Origin of the sequence: Flavobacterium sp. UBA6135 (assembly GCF_002428305.1) — a bacterium.
In the GTDB taxonomy this organism is placed as follows: Bacteria; Bacteroidota; Bacteroidia; order Flavobacteriales; family Flavobacteriaceae; genus Flavobacterium.
This window is the reverse complement of sequence record NZ_DIVJ01000010.1, coordinates 26,209-46,977: the sequence shown is the minus strand read 5'-3', so window position 1 is coordinate 46,977 and position 20,769 is coordinate 26,209. Positions and strand designations below refer to the sequence as shown.

Genomic DNA, 20,769 nt, shown 5'->3' with positions numbered 1-20,769 from the left:
GGTTTCTCTAAAACCTACAAAAATGAAAAAATATTTACTCCCTATAGTACTTATACTTGCTCTTTCCAAAGGAAATGCTCAAGAGCTAAATTTGCCAACTTTTACACAATATCTAGCTGACAATCCTTTTATTATTGCACCAACCTATGCAGGAATTGGCGATAATGTAAAAATTAGAGCTAACGGATTCACCCAATGGGTTGGTATAAAAGATGCTCCAGAAAACCAATCTTTAGCTGCTGATATGCGAATTCATGATCAATCAGGTGTTGGTATTTATCTCTACAATGATAAAAATGGAAATACGCGTCAATCGGGTGCAAAACTATCTTTTGCTCATCACTTGACGTTAAATAAATATGCAGATCAATTTTTATCGTTTGGTATTTCATATAATTTAAACCAATTTCGAATTGACATTGATAATTTCAACGGAACCGACTCCGGTGTTACGGACGACAGACGTTTGACCAATCATAACTTTGATGTAGGAGTTTTGTATCGCATAAACAATTATTATGTGAATTTTGCGGTTTCCAATATCTTGAATAAAGAATTGGATATCTTTTCAGGAATTGAACCTTTAGAACTCAGAAATTATCAAGTATATACAGGTTACAGATGGAAAAACATCAACAGTAGTGATTGGGAATTAGAGCCCTCAATGTATTTTCAATATTTTGAAAGTGATCAAAGATCAACAACAGATTTGAATTTGAAGCTGCGTTTTTATAACTTTGAAGATTATTACTGGGCAGGTGTTTCTTATCGTTTTCTAAACGATCAACTAATGGAACCTTTGAATATTGGACCTATGGCAGGATTGAAAAAGAAAAATTTCTATTTTGCTTATTCCTATCAAGTTACTATGAATGAATTGTTTAGTTATAATTCCGGTACACATATGGTAACTATTGGGTTAGATATTTTTCAAGGAATCAGCAACTGTCCATGTACCTATTAATAATTTAATTAGTACGATTATGGGTATTATTCGATTAAAAAATATAAGAACCTTTTCTTATCACGGTTGTTTGATTGAGGAAAGTAAAATTGGTTCCGACTATTCGGTTGATTTAGAAATAAAAGCCGATTTAAGAAGATCCTCTCAAACCGATAAATTGGATGATACCGTTGATTATGTGGAGCTCAATCGAATTGTGGTAGAAGAAATGGACAAACGTTCCAAGTTGTTAGAACACGTTGCTCAACGCATCATAACGCGTATTTTTATTGAAATTGCTTCAGTATCTTGGGTATTAGTTGCTGTTTCAAAAATAAACCCTCCAATTGGTGGTGATGTTGAGCGGGTTACAGTTCAAATGGAAGAATATAGAAACTAGTTTTCAATACATACTAAAAGTTTTTTGGCTTTATACTTTTTAACTTTAAAGTTTTTATTTACATTTGCCATCCAATCATAAGGCGTCGTGGCCGAGCGGCTAGGCACCGGTCTGCAAAACCGTCTACTCCGGTTCGAATCCGGACGATGCCTCAGAACTAAAGCTCCTTTAAAAAGGAGCTTTTTTATTAAAAACAATAAACTTTTATTACTCCTTAATCATTACAAACTTATCCTTAATCATTTTTTTCTCTTCCGGAAAGAAGCCTTGAATGATTAAAAAGAACCCGAAAATCATTAGAATTACACTAATAACGCGTTTGATTTTATAAATGATATAGGGTGTTAAACGGTTTTTAAGTTGTTTAGCTAAGATGATTTTAACGACATCGGTAATCAAATAAGTAATAATAATCACCGTCATAAAAAGAACAATTCGGTCGGTTTCCATGTTCATTTGCGGACCAAACACGATGATGATTCCCACCCAAAAACCCAACACACCAATGTTAATGAAATTGAGCAAAAATCCTTTAAAAAATAAGCCTAAATAATTGTTCTTAGGAATGGAATCGGCTAAAAATTCAGGATTTAAATTCTTCTTTTTTCCTTTTTTTTCTTTGATGAAAGAAATCAAACCGAAAACAAACATGATCACACCACCAAAAATAAATAAACTCGGATCATCTTTGAGTTTCTCTAACAACTGATTTGTACTGAAATAAGCAATGAGAATAAAAACAATATCACCAAAAACAACACCTAAATCAAACGTCATGGCGGCTTTAAATCCTTTAGTAATACTGGTTTCTATCAGTACAAAAAACACAGGACCAATGGTAAAAGCCAAAAGAATTCCCCACGGAATGGCAGCTAAAATATCGTTAAGCATTTAAAATTATTACAGGTTTCAAGTTTCAGGTTTCGATACTTTCTAAATGCTAATTTAAAATTTAAAATTCAAATAGAAACAATTCTTATTTCATTTCTTTAATTGAACCACCTAAAACTGTTTTCTGATTGATCTGTTTTGGACTACCATAAATGTAAATATCTCCTCCCGCACGAACTTTTGCTTCCACAAATTCAGTAGCAAATATATCAGCACTTCCTCCGGCGTTTAATGAGATGGTGGTTTGTTCAGACTCGAAATTTTTAGCTTGTAATTCAGCACCTGAAGACATAACCACTTCTTGATTAACAGTGGTTCCTGAAATTCTAATTTTTCCTCCTGAAGTAGCTCTAACAGTAGCTTTTTTAACGTCTAAAGCAATTCTAATTTCTGCTCCTTCTTTGGCATTCAAATTAAAATTAATCGCTTTTATTGGTTTTTCAGAGTTGACATACGAACCTTCACTCGCTTCAACACCTTCTAATTTTTTATAATAAACCGTCACTTCAATTTCTTCTCCTTTTAACAGTTTCGGAAATGGCATTCTTATTTTTAAGTCGCCATTGCTATTCACCACTTCCACTTCGGAGGCTCTGTTTCCTTTGATTTCAACTTTATTTTCATTGGATGGAATGAGCTGAGCTGAGATTCTGTCAAATATTTTTACTGTCGTAAAATCACCAGGATTTTTGGTTTCGGTTTGAGCAAAAAGTGTTTGAGAAAGTATTAAAACGGATATATAAACGAGTTTTTTCATAATTGTAAGATTGTGTTCAAATTATAAAGACTTAGTAAAAATTAATTTGTTGCAGTTGGTTTATTATTTGGACTAATTTTCATTCTAATATTTAAAACTTTTGAATTACGAGCATCTAAAATAATGAAAAAAACACCCTCTTTAGAGTTTTTTGGTAATGAACCTTCAATAACCCAATATGAATCTTGAATAGATAAAATAGTATATGGTTTTTGTCTTTCTATTTGTTTTTTTCCATATTTATTAAAAAGAATTGCCTCTGCAACATGAATAGCTGTAATACTATCTTTTAATATTAATTCTGTACCAATATTTAACTCCGGATTTTCTTTTTCAATTAATGGTATCTCTATTTTATAAAATCTTTCAAAAAACTCTTCCCTTTTTATCATTTCAGAATAATCATGCTTTTTTGTAGCACATGAAAATAAAGATAAAAGTATAAATGAAAAAAACAGATGTTTCATAATAAAAGACTTTTAAACTAAAATTGATACCTACAAGGTTTTAAAAACCTTGCAGGAAACTGATCACTAAAAACTGCCAACTGACCACTTACTCTTTCCTTCTAATAAAATGAAAATCCAATTGTTTTTTAACCAAATCGGCATTTTTTACTTTAACGTAAACTTCGTCACCTAATTGTATAATTTTTTTAGAAACTTCGCCTACTAACGCATATTGTTTTTCATCAAACACATAATAATCATCTTTAATTTCACGGATTCGTACCATTCCTTCACATTTATTTTCGATGATTTCTACATAAATTCCCCATTCGGTTACACCGGAAATTACACCTAAAAATTCTTGATCTTTATGATCTTGCATGTATTTTACTTGCATGTATTTGATGCTGTCTCGTTCAGCTTTGGCAGCTAAATTTTCCATATCAGACGAATGTGCACTTTTTTCTTCATACAATTCTGCCGAAACCGATTTTCCTCCATCCAAATAATATTGCAACAAACGATGCACCATCACATCCGGATAACGACGAATGGGCGATGTAAAATGCGAATAATAATCAAATGCTAATCCGTAATGTCCAATATTTTCGGTAGAATAAACTGCTTTACTCATACTTCGTATAGTCAATGTATCTACTAAATTTTGTTCTTTTTTTCCAACTACATCATTCAATAATGTATTCAACGATTTGGAAATATCTTGTTTAGATTTGAAGTTAATTTTATAACCAAACTTCGAAATTACCGTTTGCAAATTGATTAATTTATCTTCATTTGGTTCATCATGAATTCTGTAAACAAAAGTTTTCTTTTGTTTTCCGATAAATTCAGCCACTTTTCTATTGGCCAACAACATAAATTCTTCAATTAAATGATTGGCATCTTTAGATACTTTAAAGAAAACTCCAACCGGTTCTGCTTTTTCATTCAAATTGAATTTAACTTCCACTTTATCAAAGGATATTGCTCCGTTTGCCATTCGCTTTTGACGAAGAATTTTAGCTAATTCATCCAATTTCAATGTGGCTTCAACAATATTTTGAGGCGTTTTATAATCATTTCCGGTTAATGAAATTTCGGCCGGAATGATATCTTTTTTGGTTTCGATGATGTGCTGAGCTTCCTCATACGAAAAACGCTGATCAGAATAAATTACTGTTCTTCCAAACCATTGATTGACTACTTCTGCTTTGGGCGAAACTTCAAAAACGGCAGAGAACGTAAATTTATCCTCGTGTGGATTCAGCGAACACGCGTCGTTGCTTAACACCTCCGGAAGCATCGGAACAACACGATCCACTAAATAAACCGATGTGGCTCGTTTATATGCTTCGTCATCTAAAATTGTTCCTTCTTGCAAATAGTGGGAAACATCGGCAATGTGAATTCCAATTTCATAATTTCCATTATCTAATTTTTCAAATGACAATGCATCATCAAAATCTTTCGCATCTTTTGGGTCAATCGTAAACGTTAATGCTTTTCGCATATCGCGACGTTTGGCAATTTCTTCTTCGGTTACAGAAGTATCAATTTTGTTTGCAAAAGCTTCTACTTCAATCGGGAAATCATACGGCAAACCATATTCGGCTAAAATTCCGTGAATTTCTGTATTGTGTTCGCCCGGTTTTCCTAATACTTTAATAACCGAACCAAACGGACTATCTGCTTTTGCAGGCCAATCTTCCATTTTTACTAAAACTACATCACCGTGTTCGGCATCGCCAATTTTATTTTTTGGGATGAAAATATCGGTGTACATTTTAGCATTCGCAGTTGTTACAAACGCAAAATTCTTTTGAATGTCAATCACACCAACAAACTCGGTTTTAGCTCGTTCTAAAATTTCTAACACTTCAGCTTCCGGTCGGCGAGAACTTCTTCGGTTGTAGATATAGGCTTTAACTTTATCATTATCTAATGCATGATTCAAATTGATGAACGGAATAAACACATCTTCTTCCAATTCATCACAAATAAAATAGCCTGTTTTTCGAGAAGTCATATCGATGGTTCCTTCGTAATATTCGGCTTTGGAAACCATTTGGTATTTGCCAACTTCTACTTCGTGAATTTTATCTTGAGACTTTAAAATTTTTAAATCTCTTATAATTTCGTTTCTGCTTTTGGTATCATCTAATTCTAAAATAGCAGCTATTTGTTTGTAATTGAATGATTTATTGGTTTCTTTTGACAGAATTTTAAATATCTGTGCAGTAAAATCTTTAGTTTTTTTACCTAATTTTCTGGGTTTCTTACTCATAATTCTTTTCTAATAAAGGTGAAAATTACGAATAAGATAGCAGAAAATGGAATTTGAAATACAGATTTATTGAAAATATAACTTTTGTATCTTTATGCAAATTTGAAAAATGAAAGACTTTGTGACCGTTGCAGTTTTTAATTTACCCACAGAAATTGCGGTTTTAAAAACTATTTTAGAAAACGAAGGTATTCACTACTTTTTTGAAAATGAAACGATTGTTTCAATAGATCCTTTTGCGAGTATTGCTTATGGCGGAATTAAATTAAAAGTTCATCGAAATGATGTGGAAGTGGTAAAAGGAATTTTGGATAATTTAGATAGTCATTTACGAATTGTAGAATAGTTATTTCTCACAGAAAGCACGAAAAACACAAAATTCACTTTTTTATTATCAAAGAACACAGATTTAAAAAATTTAAGAAATCTATATAATAGATGGAACTCGGATGAAACGGATTAGCTTCGCTAAACGCAGATTTAAACGGATTTCCTAACTAGAAGTAAAAAGGTATTTAAAATTAAAAAGAATACACAACTTGAAACCTTAAACTTGAAACTTCTTCCATCTCCCAACTTCCCACTTCCATCTAAATTTAAATAGTTTTCAACATTTATTAAATACAACAAAAAGAAAAATTAAATTAATTTAAAATTTATGATGGTTATTATAGTGTGTTCATTTGTACAATAACTTTATTAGATAAACTTGATTTTAAAAGTTGTAGTAAGTTATACAGACTTGTTAACAGGGTTACAAAAAGATAAAATCCTCAAAATGAAGAAATTTTTAGTTTTTATTAACAGTTGTTAACATCAACTTTTTGGTGTAAATTTTTAATAAGTTTGTTGTGAAAAACTGTTGAAAACCGAGTTTAAAAAGTTGATAATTTTAAAGTAAAAAATCAAAACAAAAGTTGATTAATTCATTTCAATTTTTGATTAGAAAAAATTTCCATACTTCTTCAAAATACTTCTAAAATTCTATCTGAATTTATTAACAATTAATGTTAATTTAATGTTATCTGAATATCAAGCAATTATGAAATACTGTTAACAATGGAAAGATTTAACGTTTAAAAAGTTGTCTGTTATCAGTTATCCGTTGTCTGTCAACCGATAACAGACAAGCGACAACGGTTACACCAATTTCCACAAAGCCCGAAAAGTAGCCTTAATAAAAAGCCATTTTGGTAACGTTAACATTACTTTTAAATCGGAGGAAATAGTTCCTTCTTCATTTAAAAATTGAAAGATATTTTGAATGGAATTTTTTTTAAAAAGTGTTCCAAAAAGTTGAGCTCCCAGTTCATTGTTTTGATGTAAAACTTCCAACAAAATTAAATCGTAAAACCAGTAACGATTTTTTTGATGAAATTTTGAAAGGTTTTGATTAGTTTTTAAGAATTCAACCAATTTTTCAGTTTGTTTTTTACTGTTGAAAAAAGTAAAACCCGTGCTTGCTTTTGTCCAACCACCGGCCGTTCCAATAAATAAAACGCGTTCCGAATTTTGTTTGTGAAACGGAAAACAAGTCATCGGAATGTTTCCGGCTTCTTTTTCTACAATTTCATAATCAGTTATCCCCAGATTTTGAAGATAGTTTTGAATGGCTTTTTCGTATTCCGTTATTTCTAATAAATCTTCTGAAAACAAGGTATATTCAAACAAAGCTTCGGTTTTAGATGTTGGTAAGACATACATAAAACGCGTATTTCCATCTTGTTCAATCGTAAAATCCATAAATTTCACTTCAGAATCATCAAAAATTTCCGCTTTTGTTTTGATAAACCAACCGATGAAGTGTTGTTTTAAATACGGATACTTTTTTTGGTTGAAAAGCGGATTGACATCGAAGAAACTATTCAATAAAGAACTACCGGAATAGGTTTGATTTTTTCCTTGAACTTCAACCGAATCTTCAATTGTTTTCCAACTAAAAATTTCATCATTTATTAAAGTAAAATTAGATTTGGATGAAATACTATCGAATACCAATTTGTAAAAATCACTACTTCTAATCATTTTATACAAATAAGGATGCATTTCAAACGATTGTTGAAAATCCTGATTTCCTATGAATGCTTTTTCCCAGGTTTTGGATAGGATGGAATCAAATTCGCCATTTGGTTCTTCCCAAAAACACCAAGTACGGTCGTTTTGGTTTTTGATTTTTTGGTCGATAATTAAAATCGATTTATCATAAAACCAAGTATCAGTAGCCATCCGATAAGCGGTAAGCAAACCGGATAATCCGGAACCTAGGATGATGTAATCGTATTTTTTCATTTAATTTTTGTTTGGCACGAATTAACGAATTATTTCTTCTAATTTGTAGAATTCGTGAATTTGTGGCCACTATTAAAATTTATTCTTAAAATTCTTAAAATACTCATTCAACCCTTTAAAATCCAAAACACCTTTTCGTTTTTTCAAATGCTCTAGAATAACGAATGATTTTTCAATCCGCAGTTGCGAACTTTTGTATTTATTCACCACATGGATTAACGTTCGCTGTTTTCCGGGTGTGAGTTGATGAAACAAATCGCTTCCTTCGGGGTCGCTGAAAAAAACTTCTTCCATTTCCTCAGATAAAGGCATTCCGTATTTGCTTTCGTCTTTCACTAATTCCACTTTAACATCATCATTCAAATGCAAATTAAGTTTTTTAGAGATTTCTCTATTCAATAAAATATAATGAAAAGTGATTTTTGGCAACATCGCACAATGAAAAGAAAAATTTTCGTTTAGAGTACAAACTACGCGTTTATCTTTCGCTTCTTTGACTAATTTTTCAAAAACAGCCGGCGGAATCGGGATGTGTAATTCCCAATACAATGCATTATCATCAAACGAACAAACCTGACCGTTAAATTTCATCCTAAGCTGATTGAATTTGATTATTTTTGTAAAGATAAAAATAACAACACAACTAAAATGAAAATCTCAATTGGAAACGATCACGCTGGCCCGGATTATAAAAAAGCCATCGTTGCATTTTTAGAAAAACAAGGTCATGAAGTCATTAATCACGGAACCAACTCAACAGATAGCGTTGACTATCCCGATTTTGGTCACCCTGTTGCGACAGATGTTGAAACCGGAAAAGCAGATTTAGGCATTGTTATTTGCGGCAGCGGAAACGGTATCGCTATGACAGTCAACAAACACCAAGGCATTAGAGCGGCTTTGTGTTGGACAAAAGAAATTTCGGCTTTGGCCAGACAACATAACGATGCGAATATCATTAGTATTCCGGCACGATTTACTTCGATTCCGCAAGCGGTGGAAATAGTTGATACTTTCTTGAAAACTGATTTTGAAGGCGGAAGACATCAGAATCGAGTGAATAAAATAAGTTGTTCGTAACAATTTAAACCATTAAGGAATTAAGCGACATTAAGAAATAAAACTTAATGAACCTCATTTCCTTAATGGTTAAAAATAAAAGCCCAAATGTCCACCAACCCAAAAATCCACAAGCACAACGTAACCGGAAAAAATCTGATTTTATCCATTTTACTCAATACGTTGATTACAATTGCTCAAGTGATTGGTGGCATTATTTCGGGTAGTTTGGCTTTAATTTCGGATGCGTTGCACAATTTTTCGGACGTGTTGTCGCTCATTTTCAGTTTAGTGGCTCACAAATTATCTCGACGAAAAGCCTCTGTAAGTCATACATTTGGCTATAAACGAGCCGAATTAATTGCTGCGTTTATCAATGCTGCAACTTTAATTATTGTGGCGTTTATTTTAATTTATCATGCCATTTTCAGATTAATTAAACCTGAACCCATTGAATCAACTTTAGTGATTTGGTTGGCACTTTTAGGAATTCTAGTAAACGGATTTTCAGTTTTATTACTTCGTAAAGATGCTGCTCATAATTTGAATATGAAGTCGGCTTATTTGCATTTGTTTACCGATATGATGGCATCTGTAGCAGTTTTAACTGGTGGTTTGTTGATGAAATTCTATCAAATTTATTGGGTGGATAGTGTAATGACTTTACTGATTGCTGTATACTTAATCATTGTTGGAACAGATTTATTTATAAAATCTACAAAAATGTTGATGCTTTTCACTCCAGACACAATTGACATTAAAGAAATTGTTAGAGAAGTACATCAAATCAAAGGAGTTGGAAAATTACATCACATTCATGTGTGGCATTTGAATGAAGAAGAACTGCATTTAGAAGCCCATTTAGATTGTGCAGCAGACATAAAAATGAGTGAGTTCAACGATTTATTACACGAAATTGAAGAAGTACTTTATGAAAAATTCGACATTAACCACGTGAATATTCAACCTGAATTTCAAAAAGTGGACCCGAAGGATTTTATTGTGCAGGATTAAGAAGTTTTGCTAGATTTAGTTCAATCTATATTTTAAAGAGAGAATCTTATTTTAAAAATAATTTGTCTAGGTCTTAAATCAAAATTAGTTTCTACATAACTAAAATCGTTGATGTTAATAGTTCTAAAACGATTGGTATTGAATAAATTATTGAGTTGGAATTCTAAATCAATTTTTCTTTTTTTGATGGTATATCGATAGATGATGTCTGTAAATAAATTTTCTGATCGTTCTGAAAATAGATCATTGTTAATATATTCCGATTTTATTGATAACAATTGATTTTCTTTTGGAAGAATAGTAAAGTTAAACAAATGATTCTGTTGTGTTACCGTAGGATTATATTGGTTTTGAATTTTACTTTTTGAAAACACCCAATTTGCTTGATATTCAAAAGCAAACCAATTGGTAATATCTGTTTCGATTTTGTTACCAATATTCAAGTTTTCATTTGTTATGTTTGTTAAATTATTATTTAAAATTTGTTCAAAGTTTTGCAATCTGTAACTAGTATTAAAACTAATACTTGTTTTTATATCACTAAAATACTTGCTTATTCTACTTGAAATAGTATGACTAATTTTACTATTATCTTGCTTTATGGCTTGCAATTCTGTTGCTCCATTTGGTAAAACTTGTGTTTGATAAAGGAGATTGTTTTCGCTTTTTGCATTTATATACATAATGTTCCAAAACAATGATTTTACTGGATTTCTATAGTAAATACCGGCGGTAAATAATTGGCTATTTAATTGAGGTAATGGTGCATTAATACGCTGTATGGTTCTATAATTTTGAACAATATAAGCATAATGAAGTTGGTTTATTGTACCAAATTGATTACTTAAACCAGCTGAAGTATTGAATTTCCAAAAGTTATTTATGTCGAAAATCACTAATAATTTTGGTTCAAAAGTTGTTCTGCTTAAATTTTCATTTTGCATTAATGGCTTATCATTTATTTTATAATTATTTAGATTGATAGGTGTTATTAGCTCTAAACGCCATTTGTTTTTTTTATATTGGGTATTTAGTTCAAAATAAATTTTAGATCGCATCCATTCTAAATCATTAGAAAACACATTGTTTAAAATAGTAGTTTCAGAGATTACTATTTGACTATTTAAATGCTGATTTTCTAGTTGGAGACCAACTTTTGGTTCAAAAGAAAATCTATCTATACCTTTAGTAAAACTAAATGAATTGTTAGAATAAAATGTGTTCAAATCAATTTCTTGAATAATTTCTTGATATGGATTGCCGTTGTTTATAGTTTCTTCAAATTGTCCTGGATTTACTTTTAGTGATTGAGGTGTTTTATTAAAACTGATGTAAGAGCTTAGCGTTAACAATTGCTTTCCAACCGGAAATATTGAATTTAGCGTGTTAGAAATTTTAAAAAATTCATTTTGTAATTGTTGTTTTAAATTATCATTATTAAGCTGAATATTTCCTCTCTGACTATCCCAAAAACCTTGAAATTCTAAACTGTTTTTGATATAGTTTTTAGCTGCATTTTTTTGAAGGGTTAAATTGGTTTGAAAAGAATTAAAAAAAAATTGATTATGTTTTTCCTCTAACAACGTAATCGTATTAGTTGGTGTAATAAACTGAGTGTTGGTATATCCATTTTGTTGTTGATAATCATTAAGATATGATGTGTTTAAACGTAATTCATACTCTTTCTTAAGTTTATGTAAATAGTTTGCAGATAGTAAATGGGTTGAATTATTTAACCATCTTTTTTCTGAAAAGTTAGGAGTTGCTAATTGTTGAATGGCTAACCAATCTGATTTTACTGACTTGCCTTCAGTTTGATTAATTACATCTTCAATGGTTAGTTTTTGAAGTTGTAATGCCACATTGTCTCCGGTATTGTTGGTTTGATAGGTAGTAAGCATTTGCTTTTTTTTTGTAAAAAGCATTGGTGTAATATTTGCATCCCATAATAAAGGACTAAGACCCATAGCTAATTTCGCTTGGCCAGTAAATGTAAAGGTATTTTTGAGTTTTATATTAATAGCAGCTTGGTCAGAAAATTTTAAACTATCTAGTACTTTTATAGGTTGATGATTTTCTAAAATTTGAACTTGTGTTACTTCTTTAAAAGGTAAATTGTCATTTGCCAAATTGTATTTACCTTCCAATAAATCTAATCCTTCGATATAATATTTGTTAATGGGTTTGCCTTGATATAGTATTTGACCATTAGAAAGCACTTCAATTCCTGGCATTCTTTTCAAAACGTCGCCAATACTTCTGTCTTGTTCTTTTGAAAAAGAACTTACGGAATATTTTATTGTATCTCCTTTTTGTGTAATAGGTGATGATTTTACGGTAACCTCTTTTAACTCTAAAGCCTTTTCTTTTAAAATAAAATTTTTGGTTTGAGATTTATTACTAATAGTTTCAGAAATTTGAGCATAACCTATTAAGCGGACATTGATTTGAACATTTTCATTTTCATTAATATAAGAAATAACATATTTACCAGTAGTATCAGAAATACCAAAAGCAATAATGTTTTCTGTATCGATATTATTAATAGTAACACTTGCACCTGTAATACTCATATTGTTTTCGTTAAGTAATGTTCCACTTATGATTGTTTGAGAAACCGAAAAATAAGAAATTAGAATAAAACAACACAACAATTTTATTTTCATCATTAGTCAAGTTCTATTGGATTATATGGTATTTTAGGAAAATTATCAACCCCTCTGACGGCATTAATATCAAAAAACAAGTCGGGTCTATCATGAAAACTCTTTTCTGTTTTAAAAAACTCTTTCTTTGCGGTTTTTATTGTTTTTTTTTCTTCTCTTTTGTAAATTATATGTGGTTTTTGGTCTATTCCGATAGCAATAAAATGGTGATTGTTATCTTCGTCGTATAATTCTAGTATTAAGCCAGGCAAATCACCAAATGTATATGGTCCTAAATGGATTGGAATAGACTCGGCAAACCAAGCTATCCAGTTTCTCCCAGAATAATATATTATGGCCTTCTGTGTTTTATAGTCTAAAATAGTTTTATATTCTGGCACTAATTTCCATTGTAACTTTGGAAACATGATTTCAAATTCGTAATCATTATTTGGGATTCTAGACTGGGCAATAAAACCCGTGTTTTTAAAGTTTTTTATAATCGTCATTTTAAAACCAATTTCTCTTCTATATTCCATTTGCTCACTTATCTCTTTTTTTTCAATCCTGTTTAGTTTGCTGTGTTTTTCCCGCAACGAATCGAGTTTTAAGGTATAAAAATCCACATATTTTGAATAATTAGTTCCAACTTGGAGTATTGTTAAAGCTGAATTTGTTTTTAATTTCTCATCGGTATTTTTTACATAAGTATATTCGTAGAATATGTTTTGATTGGCAACATCTATATTTTTTACATTATATGGATCGGACGGAAAACTGGGATTTCCACCCACAATTTCTTGGGCAAAGAAAAAATATGAGTTAAATAACAAGCAAATACAAACGTATTTTATAATATATTTTGACATATAATCTAAGTTTAGTTAAAAACCCAACATTAACTTTTCTTATTGTTGGGTTTAATTTTGAATAAATTAATTACAATGTAATCCGTGAATATATTCTACAAATTCCCACTGTTCTTCAATACTGGCAAAACTTGAATTACAACTATACCATGTAAAACCACAAGAAACAAATGTAGTCCAAGATGTACATCTAGTATCTTCAACAAGATAGCTTTGAGATAAATTCAATTGATTTTCATTTGAATAATTTTCGATTTCTAAACTATTTGCAAATGCAAAAGTCCCAATAAGCATAAACGCTAAGGTAAAAAATAAATTTTTCATACTAAGATTTTCCCATTTACAGAAAACCTGTCATAAAGACGAAAACATTAGGGTTACTTTTTAGTTAGTTTGTTCCGCCCTGATTTAAAGTTTTAATAAACGTATTCGCGACTACATTTACCAAAATAATTAACTCTCTACAAGTTTAAATCATTCGTTTTTTTCTACCTAGCAGCTTTTCTGCCTTTTTGAGGCAGTTTTTCTGACGATATTGACATGTAAAAAGTTAATCAACTGTATTAAAGCAATTTATGATTTTTATAAATAATAGAATTTTGAAAAAAATTACAACAATCCTAGCATTTTTGCCTTTTTTAGTAGTTCAAAATCATCCGATTTGTCTAAACCAAGAAGTGTTTTAAGGTCAGATTTGCGGTGATTTATCGTGTCAATCGATAAGTTTAAATAGTCAGGCAAGTTTTTTGTTTTAATTCCGTCGTTAAGCAACAATAGAATTTTTCGATTCGTTTCGTCTAAAATTGAGGTGTATTTTGCAACGTTTCTATATGCTTTGTTTACAGATTCACTATAAACTGTTGTTCCAGAAAGAACACTAGTAGTATGATTTAAAAAACTGAGCATACCAATATCGCTTTTTAACCATAATCCTTCCGGTTGTAAACGTTGAATAATTTCAAACAATAAAATTGGTGTAGCAATAGAGGTCAATAAAACAATTTTAGCATTGGGTAAGAAGAGACGAATTTGATGTGCTAAATCTTCACCATTGTAAAGGTTGTTTTCAATATTCTCAGGCATATTATAGTCAATAACAAACAAATCAATCACAACTTGATTTTCTGCATTTTCTTTAATAAAAGTATATGCCTCAGCAAGCGAACACAAGACAGCGATGTTCTCGTCTGATTCAATTTTTTTTGAAATTAAAATAGATTTATAGCCCTCAATAATGATTGGATGATCATCTATTAATGCGATTTTCATTTGAAAACGGATTTAATCAAAAGTACAAAAATATCTCAATTGAGCAATAATTAAATAGGAAAATTCCCTTTAATTGTTGTGCCTTTTTCAGTAGAAGTAATGTGTAGGTTTCCATTAAGATTTTCTAATCGAAAATGCATATTTGTTAAACCAATTCCATTTTTATTTTTTGAAACGTCAAAACCAATTCCATCATCAACAATAGAAAATTCAAATAATGAATTGTTTAAACCAAATGAAACAGTCACTTTTTTAGCTTTAGCATATTTTCTAACATTGGTGAGTGCTTCCTGAATAATTCTAAATAAATTTATTTTTTGTTCATTACTGAGGGTTTCCCACGAAAGTGAAGCATCATATAACAAATCAGTTTCAATGGCAAAGTCGTTTTCAAACTCATCTAAATAATTTTCAACAAGCAAAATAAAACCTTCGTTTCTAAAAGCTGTTTCTTCGGCCAGTTTATGTGAAATTTGCCTAATTTCGTTTTCAAGAGAATTAAGTTTTCCCAGATAGTTTTCTACATTAGCTTTATCTACTTCTTTTTCCAGAAAAATAAGCCGTTCTAAATGCAATCTGATTCCAAAAAGTTCACTAATTACACCATCATGAAGTTCTGTGGCGATTCGTTTTTTTTCAAAAGCTCTTACTTGATCAACTTGTTGTTGTTGGGTTAATAACAAATTATATACTTCTTCGTTGCTTTTTTGTTGTTCTTTTTCTAAAACAAGTACTTTATTTTTAACCTTTTGTCTGTATAAAAAATACAACGTACCAAGTAAGAAAACAGTAAGTGTTGAAAGAATCAAAATGAAATTCATCTTTTTTGCCAAATCAGTTTTCTCTTGTTCAATTTGTTCGGTTTCAAATTCAATTTTGGCAAATTTGTTTCGGGTGTTGCGTTCTTCTAATAGCAAAGAATCGCTTAGGTTGATATAAATTTCTTGATATTTAGCAGCTTTTGCCGGATTGGCTTGCTTTTTTAGTTTCAATATAGCAAGTTGATCTCTGTGTGTTCTTGTTTGTTTTGCCAATTCATAAGCAATCGAAAAGTGTTGCAAAGCTTTAGAACTATCTTTTTCTTGCAAATAATATTCTCCAATCCGCTGCTGACTCATAATTATACCTAACTTATTATCTAGACTATCTCGAATTCGAAGAGCTTCAAAAAATTTGTCCGGACTTTTTAATGTGCCACTTTTTAATTTTGCATAAGTTAAATTATCAGTTAGAATAGAATAAACAAGTGGGGATTCTTTTCTGATATTTCCATAATTTAAACCTTTTTGATAAAATTCTATTGCCTTAGAATAATCTTTCATATCAAGATAAACATTAGCCGTGTTATTATAGTTTTCACTTACTAAAACAGGATAAAGTTCGTCATTGGGAATTTTATTTAAGTAATTTTTTGAGATGTGATAACTTTTAATTGCTTCAGTATAGTTTTTTAAACCATTTTGAACACCACCAAGCACACTATAACATTCATATAATAATCGAACATTGTTTTCTGCTTTTGCTTGAGATATTGTTTTAATTAATTGAACTTCGCTTTCAATTAATTGATTTTCATTTAGATATAATTTTGCAATATTAAATTGAGTTCTAATTTTTTCCTTATTATGAAAAGGGATGGCTTTTAAAGCTTGGTTGTAATAATAAAATGAAGAATCATTTATATTTTTCTCATAAAAATAATCTCCTAAATCATAGTATAATTTACCAAGCGTTAAAGTATCATTGATTTTTTTTGCAAAAACAATATTCTCTTTTGTCAGATTATAGTAGGTTTCCCAAAGACCATAATTATAATATTCACACGAAATTTTTCTGAAAAAGCGAGATTTTATAGAATCGTTGGCTAAGTTATTATTTAGTTGATAGGCTAGTTCAAGCTTCTTTTCCCCGATTTCTTTATTATTAACATTTCTAGCATCAATAATGAGTTGATCTAATTCATTATGATTTGATGTTTTTTTCGACTCTTCATTTTGGCATGAAATCAGTAACAAAAAGGCAATATAAACTTTACGAATCATTGTTAATGTATGATTCGTAAAGATATAAAAATTATTTTTTAGGGATTATTATCCGTTTTTTTTGGGTGGACTTGTATTTATACCTCCATTTTCATCTACCTCTGTGTTTTCCAATCGAATTTCGTTTTCATTATAATCATCAGTTGAACAAGAAACAGTTAAAAATACGCTTAGAATTGCTACGGAATAAAGAATTGCTTTTTTCATCATTAAAAAATTTTAATTAGTAATGAGAAAAAGTAAGGGTAGCAGGTAATTGTTTCCTAACAGGTTTTCTGCCTTTTTGAGGTAGTCTTTCTGTTTTTTATTGTTTTAAAATAATGTGTTTTTTGTAAATTCCGTCAACCAACTGACTCAATTTAGCTAAATTCCGTCAATCAACTGACGGAATTTACATTTTTTTACTATCTTTGTTCTTTAAATGCTAATTCAATTTTCAAAATGAATTATTATAATAGAGCTGTGTTAGCTGATTTTCAATCCAAATTAAAACCGAATAAAGTATTAATTTTATTGGGAGCCAGACGCGTAGGCAAAACACAACTGATAAAAAAATATTTGGAAAATGCAGATGAAAAAGTACTTCAACTAAATGGTGAAGACGTAAACGATGCTCGTTTGTTAGAAGAGAGAAGTTTGGCTAACTATTCAAAATTGTTGCAAAATATTTCCCTTTTGGTTATTGATGAAGCTCAGAATATTACAGATATTGGTCTGATTTTGAAATTCATAGTAGATACCATAGATGGAATAAAAGTCATTGCAACCGGTTCGTCAATGTTTGATTTATCCAATAAATTAGGCGAACCATTGGTAGGAAGGAAAAGCACATTGTACTTATTTCCGTTGGCACAATCTGAGTTTTTACAATTTGAAAATTATAAACAAACTACCGAAAATCTTGAAACCCGTTTACTTTATGGCGGCTATCCTGAGTTGACTCATTATGAATCGTGGGATGAAAAAAAAGACTATTTAAAAGAAATAGTGAATGCTTATTTGTTAAAAGATATTTTGGTTTTTGATGGCATTAAAAACGCAGATAAAATTTATGATTTGTTGCGATTGATTGCTTTTCAAATCGGTAAAGAAGTTTCGTTGCAAGAGTTAGGAAATCAATTGCAAATGTCTAAAAACACAGTAGAACGTTATTTAGATTTGTTGTCTAAAGTGTTTATTTTGTTCAAAGTTGAGGGTTTTTCAAGAAATCTTCGCAAAGAAATCACCAAATCAAGCCGTTGGTATTTTTACGATAATGGTATCAGAAATGCCATTATTAATAATTTTACTACGTTGAATAACCGAACAGATGTTGGCGATTTATGGGAAAATTATCTCGCCTCTGAACGGATGAAAAAACAAGCCTATCAAAAAATGTCAAAACATAATTATTTCTGGCGAACCTATGACCAACAAGAATTAGATTGGTTAGAAACCGAAGCAGATAGTATCAATGCTTTTGAATTCAAATGGAATGAAAATAGGAAGGCTAAAATTCCAATTGCTTTTGCAAAAGCCTATCCGGAAGCATCCTTTGAAGTAATTAACAAACAAAATTATTTAGAATTTATTACCTAATGATCAACATACAATTCATACAAAACCAACTTAATATTCCCTTAAAAGGAATCGAAAACACGATAAATTTACTCAACGAAGACTGCACCATTCCTTTTATTTCCCGTTACCGAAAAGATCAAACCGGCAATTTGGATGAAGTTCAAATCGAGCAGATTTTTAAACTCAACAAGCAATTTGAAGAAATCGTTAAGCGAAAAGAATCCATTTTAAAATCGATTGACGAGCAAGGTCAACTTTCTCCGGAATTAAAGTTGAAAATTGAAAATTCTTTCGATTTACAAGAAATTGAAGATTTCTACTTACCCTACAAAAAGAAGAAAAAAACCAAAGCCGACGTGGCTCGTGAAAAAGGATTGGAACCGTTAGCTAAAATCATCATGGTTCAAAACAGCGATGATATTGAATTCATTGCTTCCAACTATTTGAATGATAAAGTAGCCAATGAAGAAGAAGCATTACAAGGAGCAAGAGATATAATCGCCGAATGGATTAATGAAAACATGTTTATTCGAAAAAATTTGAGACGTTTATTTCAACGAAAAGCAATTGTTTCAACGAAAGTGGTTAAATCAAAAAAAGACGATGAAAATGCTCAAAAATTTAATCAGTATTTTGAATGGGCAGAACCACTTTCAAAAACACCATCGCATCGATTATTGGCCATGTTGCGTGCAGAAGCCGAAGGTTTTGTAAAAATGAATATCGAAATCGAGCCCGAAGAAGCATTGGAATTCATCGAAAATAATACCATTAAAAACAACAAGGAAACATCACATCAACTGAAATTAGCCATAAAAGACAGTTATAAAAGGTTGTTAGAACCCGCCATTTCCAACGAAACGCTACAAGAATTTAAAACCAAAGCAGATGCGAAAGCCATTGATGTTTTTGCTCAAAATTTAAGTCAGTTGTTGCTTGCTCCTCCTTTGGGTGAAAAGCGAATTTTGGCTATAGACCCGGGTTATCGTTCAGGTTGTAAAGTGGTATGTTTGGATGAAAAAGGCGATTTGTTATACAATGAAACCATTTATCCGCATCCGCCACAAAATGAAAATGCGATGGCAATGAAGAAAATTCGTTCGATGGTGAATGCTTACAACATTGAAGCCATTTCAATCGGAAACGGAACAGCCAGTCGCGAAACCGAGTTTTTCATCAAAAAAATTGCTTTCGATAAACCAATTCAAGTTTTTGTAGTTTCTGAAGCGGGAGCATCCGTTTATTCTGCATCAAAAATAGCACGAGATGAATTTCCAAATTATGATGTCACCGTTCGAGGTTCCGTTTCTATTGGAAGAAGACTTTCAGATCCGTTAGCAGAATTGGTAAAAATTGATGCCAAATCCATCGGAGTGGGTCAATACCAACACGATGTAGATCAAACGAAATTAAAGGAAGAATTAGACACAGTTGTCGTTCGTTGTGTGAATTCGGTTGGTGTAAATTTGAATACCGCCAGTAAATCATTATTGAGTTACGTATCGGGAATTGGCGAAAAAATGGCTGAAAACATTGTGGCTTTTCGTTCAGAAAATGGTCCGTTTGAAGATCGAAAGCAATTGAAGAAAGTGCCACGATTGGGTGAAAAAGCCTATCAACAAGCAGCAGCATTTATCCGTATTCAAAACGGAAAAAATCCGTTGGACAATTCGGCAGTACATCCGGAAGCGTATGCAATTGTAGAAAAAATGACGAAAGACTTAAAAATTTCGTTATCCGAGTTAATCGGAAATAAAGAAAAAATAGCCTTAATCAAGCCCGAAAATTATACAAACCAAACCATTGGAATTTTAGGAATAAAAGACATTTTAAAAGAACTCGAAAAGCCCGGATTAGACCCAAGAAAATCGGCAAAAGTATTCGAATTTGACCCGAATGTCAAAAAAATGTCCGATTTGCGAACCGGTATGATTTTGCCCGGAATTGTCAATAACATCACTGCTTTTGGTTGTTTTGTGGATATTGGATTAAAAGAAAGTGGATTAGTTCACATTTCGCAACTCAAAGCCGGTTTTGTTTCGGATGTGAATGAAGTAGTGAAATTGCATCAGCATGTGCAAGTAAAAGTGGTTGAGGTAGATGAAGTGAGAAAAAGGATTCAGTTGACGATGGTAATTTAAAAAATTGTATAAAAAATATACAGCTTACACATAAAATTACTCAGTTTATACACTTTTTTTATAAATAGAATTTCATTTTTGAATCTTAAAAAAGGAATTTCATTTAAAATTAAATCACTGAATTTCAATAAATTAAAACTAAAAAATAATGGTTTAT

Annotated in this window: 19 protein-coding genes and 1 tRNA gene; 8 read left to right on the top strand and 12 right to left on the bottom strand. The window is 30.9% G+C overall.

Features of this window, described 5'->3' with window-relative positions; translation table 11 throughout:
• The first annotated feature begins 22 nt into the window (after positions 1 to 22).
• From B3L86_RS02655 to B3L86_RS02645, 3 genes are all read left to right on the top strand, one after another.
• Positions 23 to 964 (top strand): PorP/SprF family type IX secretion system membrane protein, encoded by a 942-nt coding sequence (locus tag B3L86_RS02655; RefSeq protein ID WP_291114769.1) that lies wholly within the window; start codon positions 23 to 25, stop codon positions 962 to 964.
• A 19-nt stretch (positions 965 to 983) separates the two neighbouring features.
• Positions 984 to 1,343 carry a dihydroneopterin aldolase gene (gene folB, locus B3L86_RS02650; RefSeq protein WP_188361515.1) on the top strand — a complete coding sequence of 120 codons (360 nt, stop codon included), beginning with the start codon at positions 984 to 986 and terminating at the stop codon, positions 1,341 to 1,343.
• Positions 1,344 to 1,424: 81 nt separating this feature from the next.
• Positions 1,425 to 1,495, top strand: a tRNA-Cys gene (locus B3L86_RS02645).
• Between the two features lie 55 nt (positions 1,496 to 1,550).
• Here B3L86_RS02645 and B3L86_RS02640 read toward each other — a convergent pair.
• The 4 genes from B3L86_RS02640 to rnr all read right to left on the bottom strand — a co-directional run bounded on the left by B3L86_RS02640 (position 1,551) and on the right by rnr (position 5,724).
• On the bottom strand, positions 1,551 to 2,234 hold the full coding sequence (locus B3L86_RS02640; protein ID WP_291114767.1) for a LysE family translocator: 684 nt from the start codon (positions 2,232 to 2,234) through the stop codon (positions 1,551 to 1,553).
• An 85-nt stretch (positions 2,235 to 2,319) separates the two neighbouring features.
• On the bottom strand, positions 2,320 to 2,991 hold the full coding sequence (locus B3L86_RS02635; protein ID WP_291114765.1) for a head GIN domain-containing protein: 672 nt from the start codon (positions 2,989 to 2,991) through the stop codon (positions 2,320 to 2,322).
• Between the two features lie 41 nt (positions 2,992 to 3,032).
• Complete coding sequence (locus B3L86_RS02630; protein ID WP_291114763.1) at positions 3,033 to 3,458, bottom strand: NTF2 fold immunity protein; 426 nt, start codon at positions 3,456 to 3,458, stop codon at positions 3,033 to 3,035.
• 88 nt (positions 3,459 to 3,546) lie between these two features.
• Positions 3,547 to 5,724, bottom strand: a complete 2,178-nt coding sequence (rnr, locus tag B3L86_RS02625; RefSeq protein ID WP_291114761.1) for a ribonuclease R — start codon at positions 5,722 to 5,724, stop codon at positions 3,547 to 3,549.
• A gap of 109 nt (positions 5,725 to 5,833) precedes the next feature.
• On the opposite strand from rnr, the gene B3L86_RS02620 reads away from it, so the two are divergent.
• Complete coding sequence (locus B3L86_RS02620; protein ID WP_291114759.1) at positions 5,834 to 6,070, top strand: DUF2007 domain-containing protein; 237 nt, start codon at positions 5,834 to 5,836, stop codon at positions 6,068 to 6,070.
• 794 nt (positions 6,071 to 6,864) lie between these two features.
• On the opposite strand, the gene B3L86_RS02615 is transcribed toward B3L86_RS02620, so the two are convergent.
• Together B3L86_RS02615 and B3L86_RS02610 are read right to left on the bottom strand one after the other, a co-directional pair.
• Positions 6,865 to 8,013 carry a lycopene cyclase family protein gene (locus B3L86_RS02615; protein ID WP_291114757.1) on the bottom strand — a complete coding sequence of 383 codons (1,149 nt, stop codon included), beginning with the start codon at positions 8,011 to 8,013 and terminating at the stop codon, positions 6,865 to 6,867.
• Positions 8,014 to 8,085: 72 nt separating this feature from the next.
• Positions 8,086 to 8,604, bottom strand: a complete 519-nt coding sequence (locus B3L86_RS02610; protein WP_291114755.1) for a DUF1905 domain-containing protein — start codon at positions 8,602 to 8,604, stop codon at positions 8,086 to 8,088.
• Positions 8,605 to 8,661: 57 nt separating this feature from the next.
• Between B3L86_RS02610 and rpiB the strand changes: the two genes are divergently transcribed.
• A complete protein-coding gene (gene rpiB / locus B3L86_RS02605) occupies positions 8,662 to 9,093 on the top strand; it encodes a ribose 5-phosphate isomerase B (protein WP_291114753.1) in 432 nt (143 codons plus the stop codon).
• 87 nt (positions 9,094 to 9,180) lie between these two features.
• On the top strand, positions 9,181 to 10,086 hold the full coding sequence (locus tag B3L86_RS02600) for a cation diffusion facilitator family transporter (RefSeq protein WP_291114751.1): 906 nt from the start codon (positions 9,181 to 9,183) through the stop codon (positions 10,084 to 10,086).
• A gap of 32 nt (positions 10,087 to 10,118) precedes the next feature.
• On the opposite strand, the gene B3L86_RS02595 is transcribed toward B3L86_RS02600, so the two are convergent.
• The 6 genes from B3L86_RS02595 to B3L86_RS02570 all read right to left on the bottom strand — a co-directional run bounded on the left by B3L86_RS02595 (position 10,119) and on the right by B3L86_RS02570 (position 17,118).
• The gene (locus tag B3L86_RS02595) at positions 10,119 to 12,755 is read right to left on the bottom strand and encodes a carboxypeptidase-like regulatory domain-containing protein (RefSeq protein WP_291114749.1); all 2,637 of its coding nucleotides are present in this window, start codon (positions 12,753 to 12,755) and stop codon (positions 10,119 to 10,121) included.
• Entirely contained in the window at positions 12,755 to 13,600 is an 846-nt protein-coding gene (locus tag B3L86_RS02590) for a GLPGLI family protein (protein ID WP_291114747.1), read from the bottom strand. Before B3L86_RS02590 ends, B3L86_RS02595 begins: the two co-directional genes overlap by 1 nt.
• Before the next feature lie 66 nt (positions 13,601 to 13,666).
• Positions 13,667 to 13,924 carry a hypothetical protein gene (locus tag B3L86_RS02585; protein WP_291114745.1) on the bottom strand — a complete coding sequence of 86 codons (258 nt, stop codon included), beginning with the start codon at positions 13,922 to 13,924 and terminating at the stop codon, positions 13,667 to 13,669.
• 285 nt (positions 13,925 to 14,209) lie between these two features.
• Entirely contained in the window at positions 14,210 to 14,869 is a 660-nt protein-coding gene (locus B3L86_RS02580) for a response regulator (RefSeq protein WP_291114743.1), read from the bottom strand.
• A 50-nt stretch (positions 14,870 to 14,919) separates the two neighbouring features.
• A complete protein-coding gene (locus B3L86_RS02575; protein ID WP_291114741.1) occupies positions 14,920 to 16,911 on the bottom strand; it encodes a tetratricopeptide repeat-containing sensor histidine kinase in 1,992 nt (663 codons plus the stop codon).
• Positions 16,912 to 16,959: 48 nt separating this feature from the next.
• Positions 16,960 to 17,118, bottom strand: a complete 159-nt coding sequence (locus tag B3L86_RS02570) for a hypothetical protein (protein WP_291114739.1) — start codon at positions 17,116 to 17,118, stop codon at positions 16,960 to 16,962.
• A 234-nt stretch (positions 17,119 to 17,352) separates the two neighbouring features.
• Between B3L86_RS02570 and B3L86_RS02565 the strand changes: the two genes are divergently transcribed.
• Both B3L86_RS02565 and B3L86_RS02560 read left to right on the top strand, forming a co-directional pair.
• Positions 17,353 to 18,489, top strand: a complete 1,137-nt coding sequence (locus B3L86_RS02565; RefSeq protein ID WP_291114738.1) for an ATP-binding protein — start codon at positions 17,353 to 17,355, stop codon at positions 18,487 to 18,489.
• Positions 18,489 to 20,612: a Tex family protein gene (locus B3L86_RS02560; RefSeq protein ID WP_291114736.1), complete on the top strand. Its 2,124-nt coding sequence runs from the start codon at positions 18,489 to 18,491 to the stop codon at positions 20,610 to 20,612. The genes B3L86_RS02565 and B3L86_RS02560 overlap by 1 nt, the downstream gene beginning before the upstream one ends.
• Positions 20,613 to 20,769: the final 157 nt, after the last annotated feature.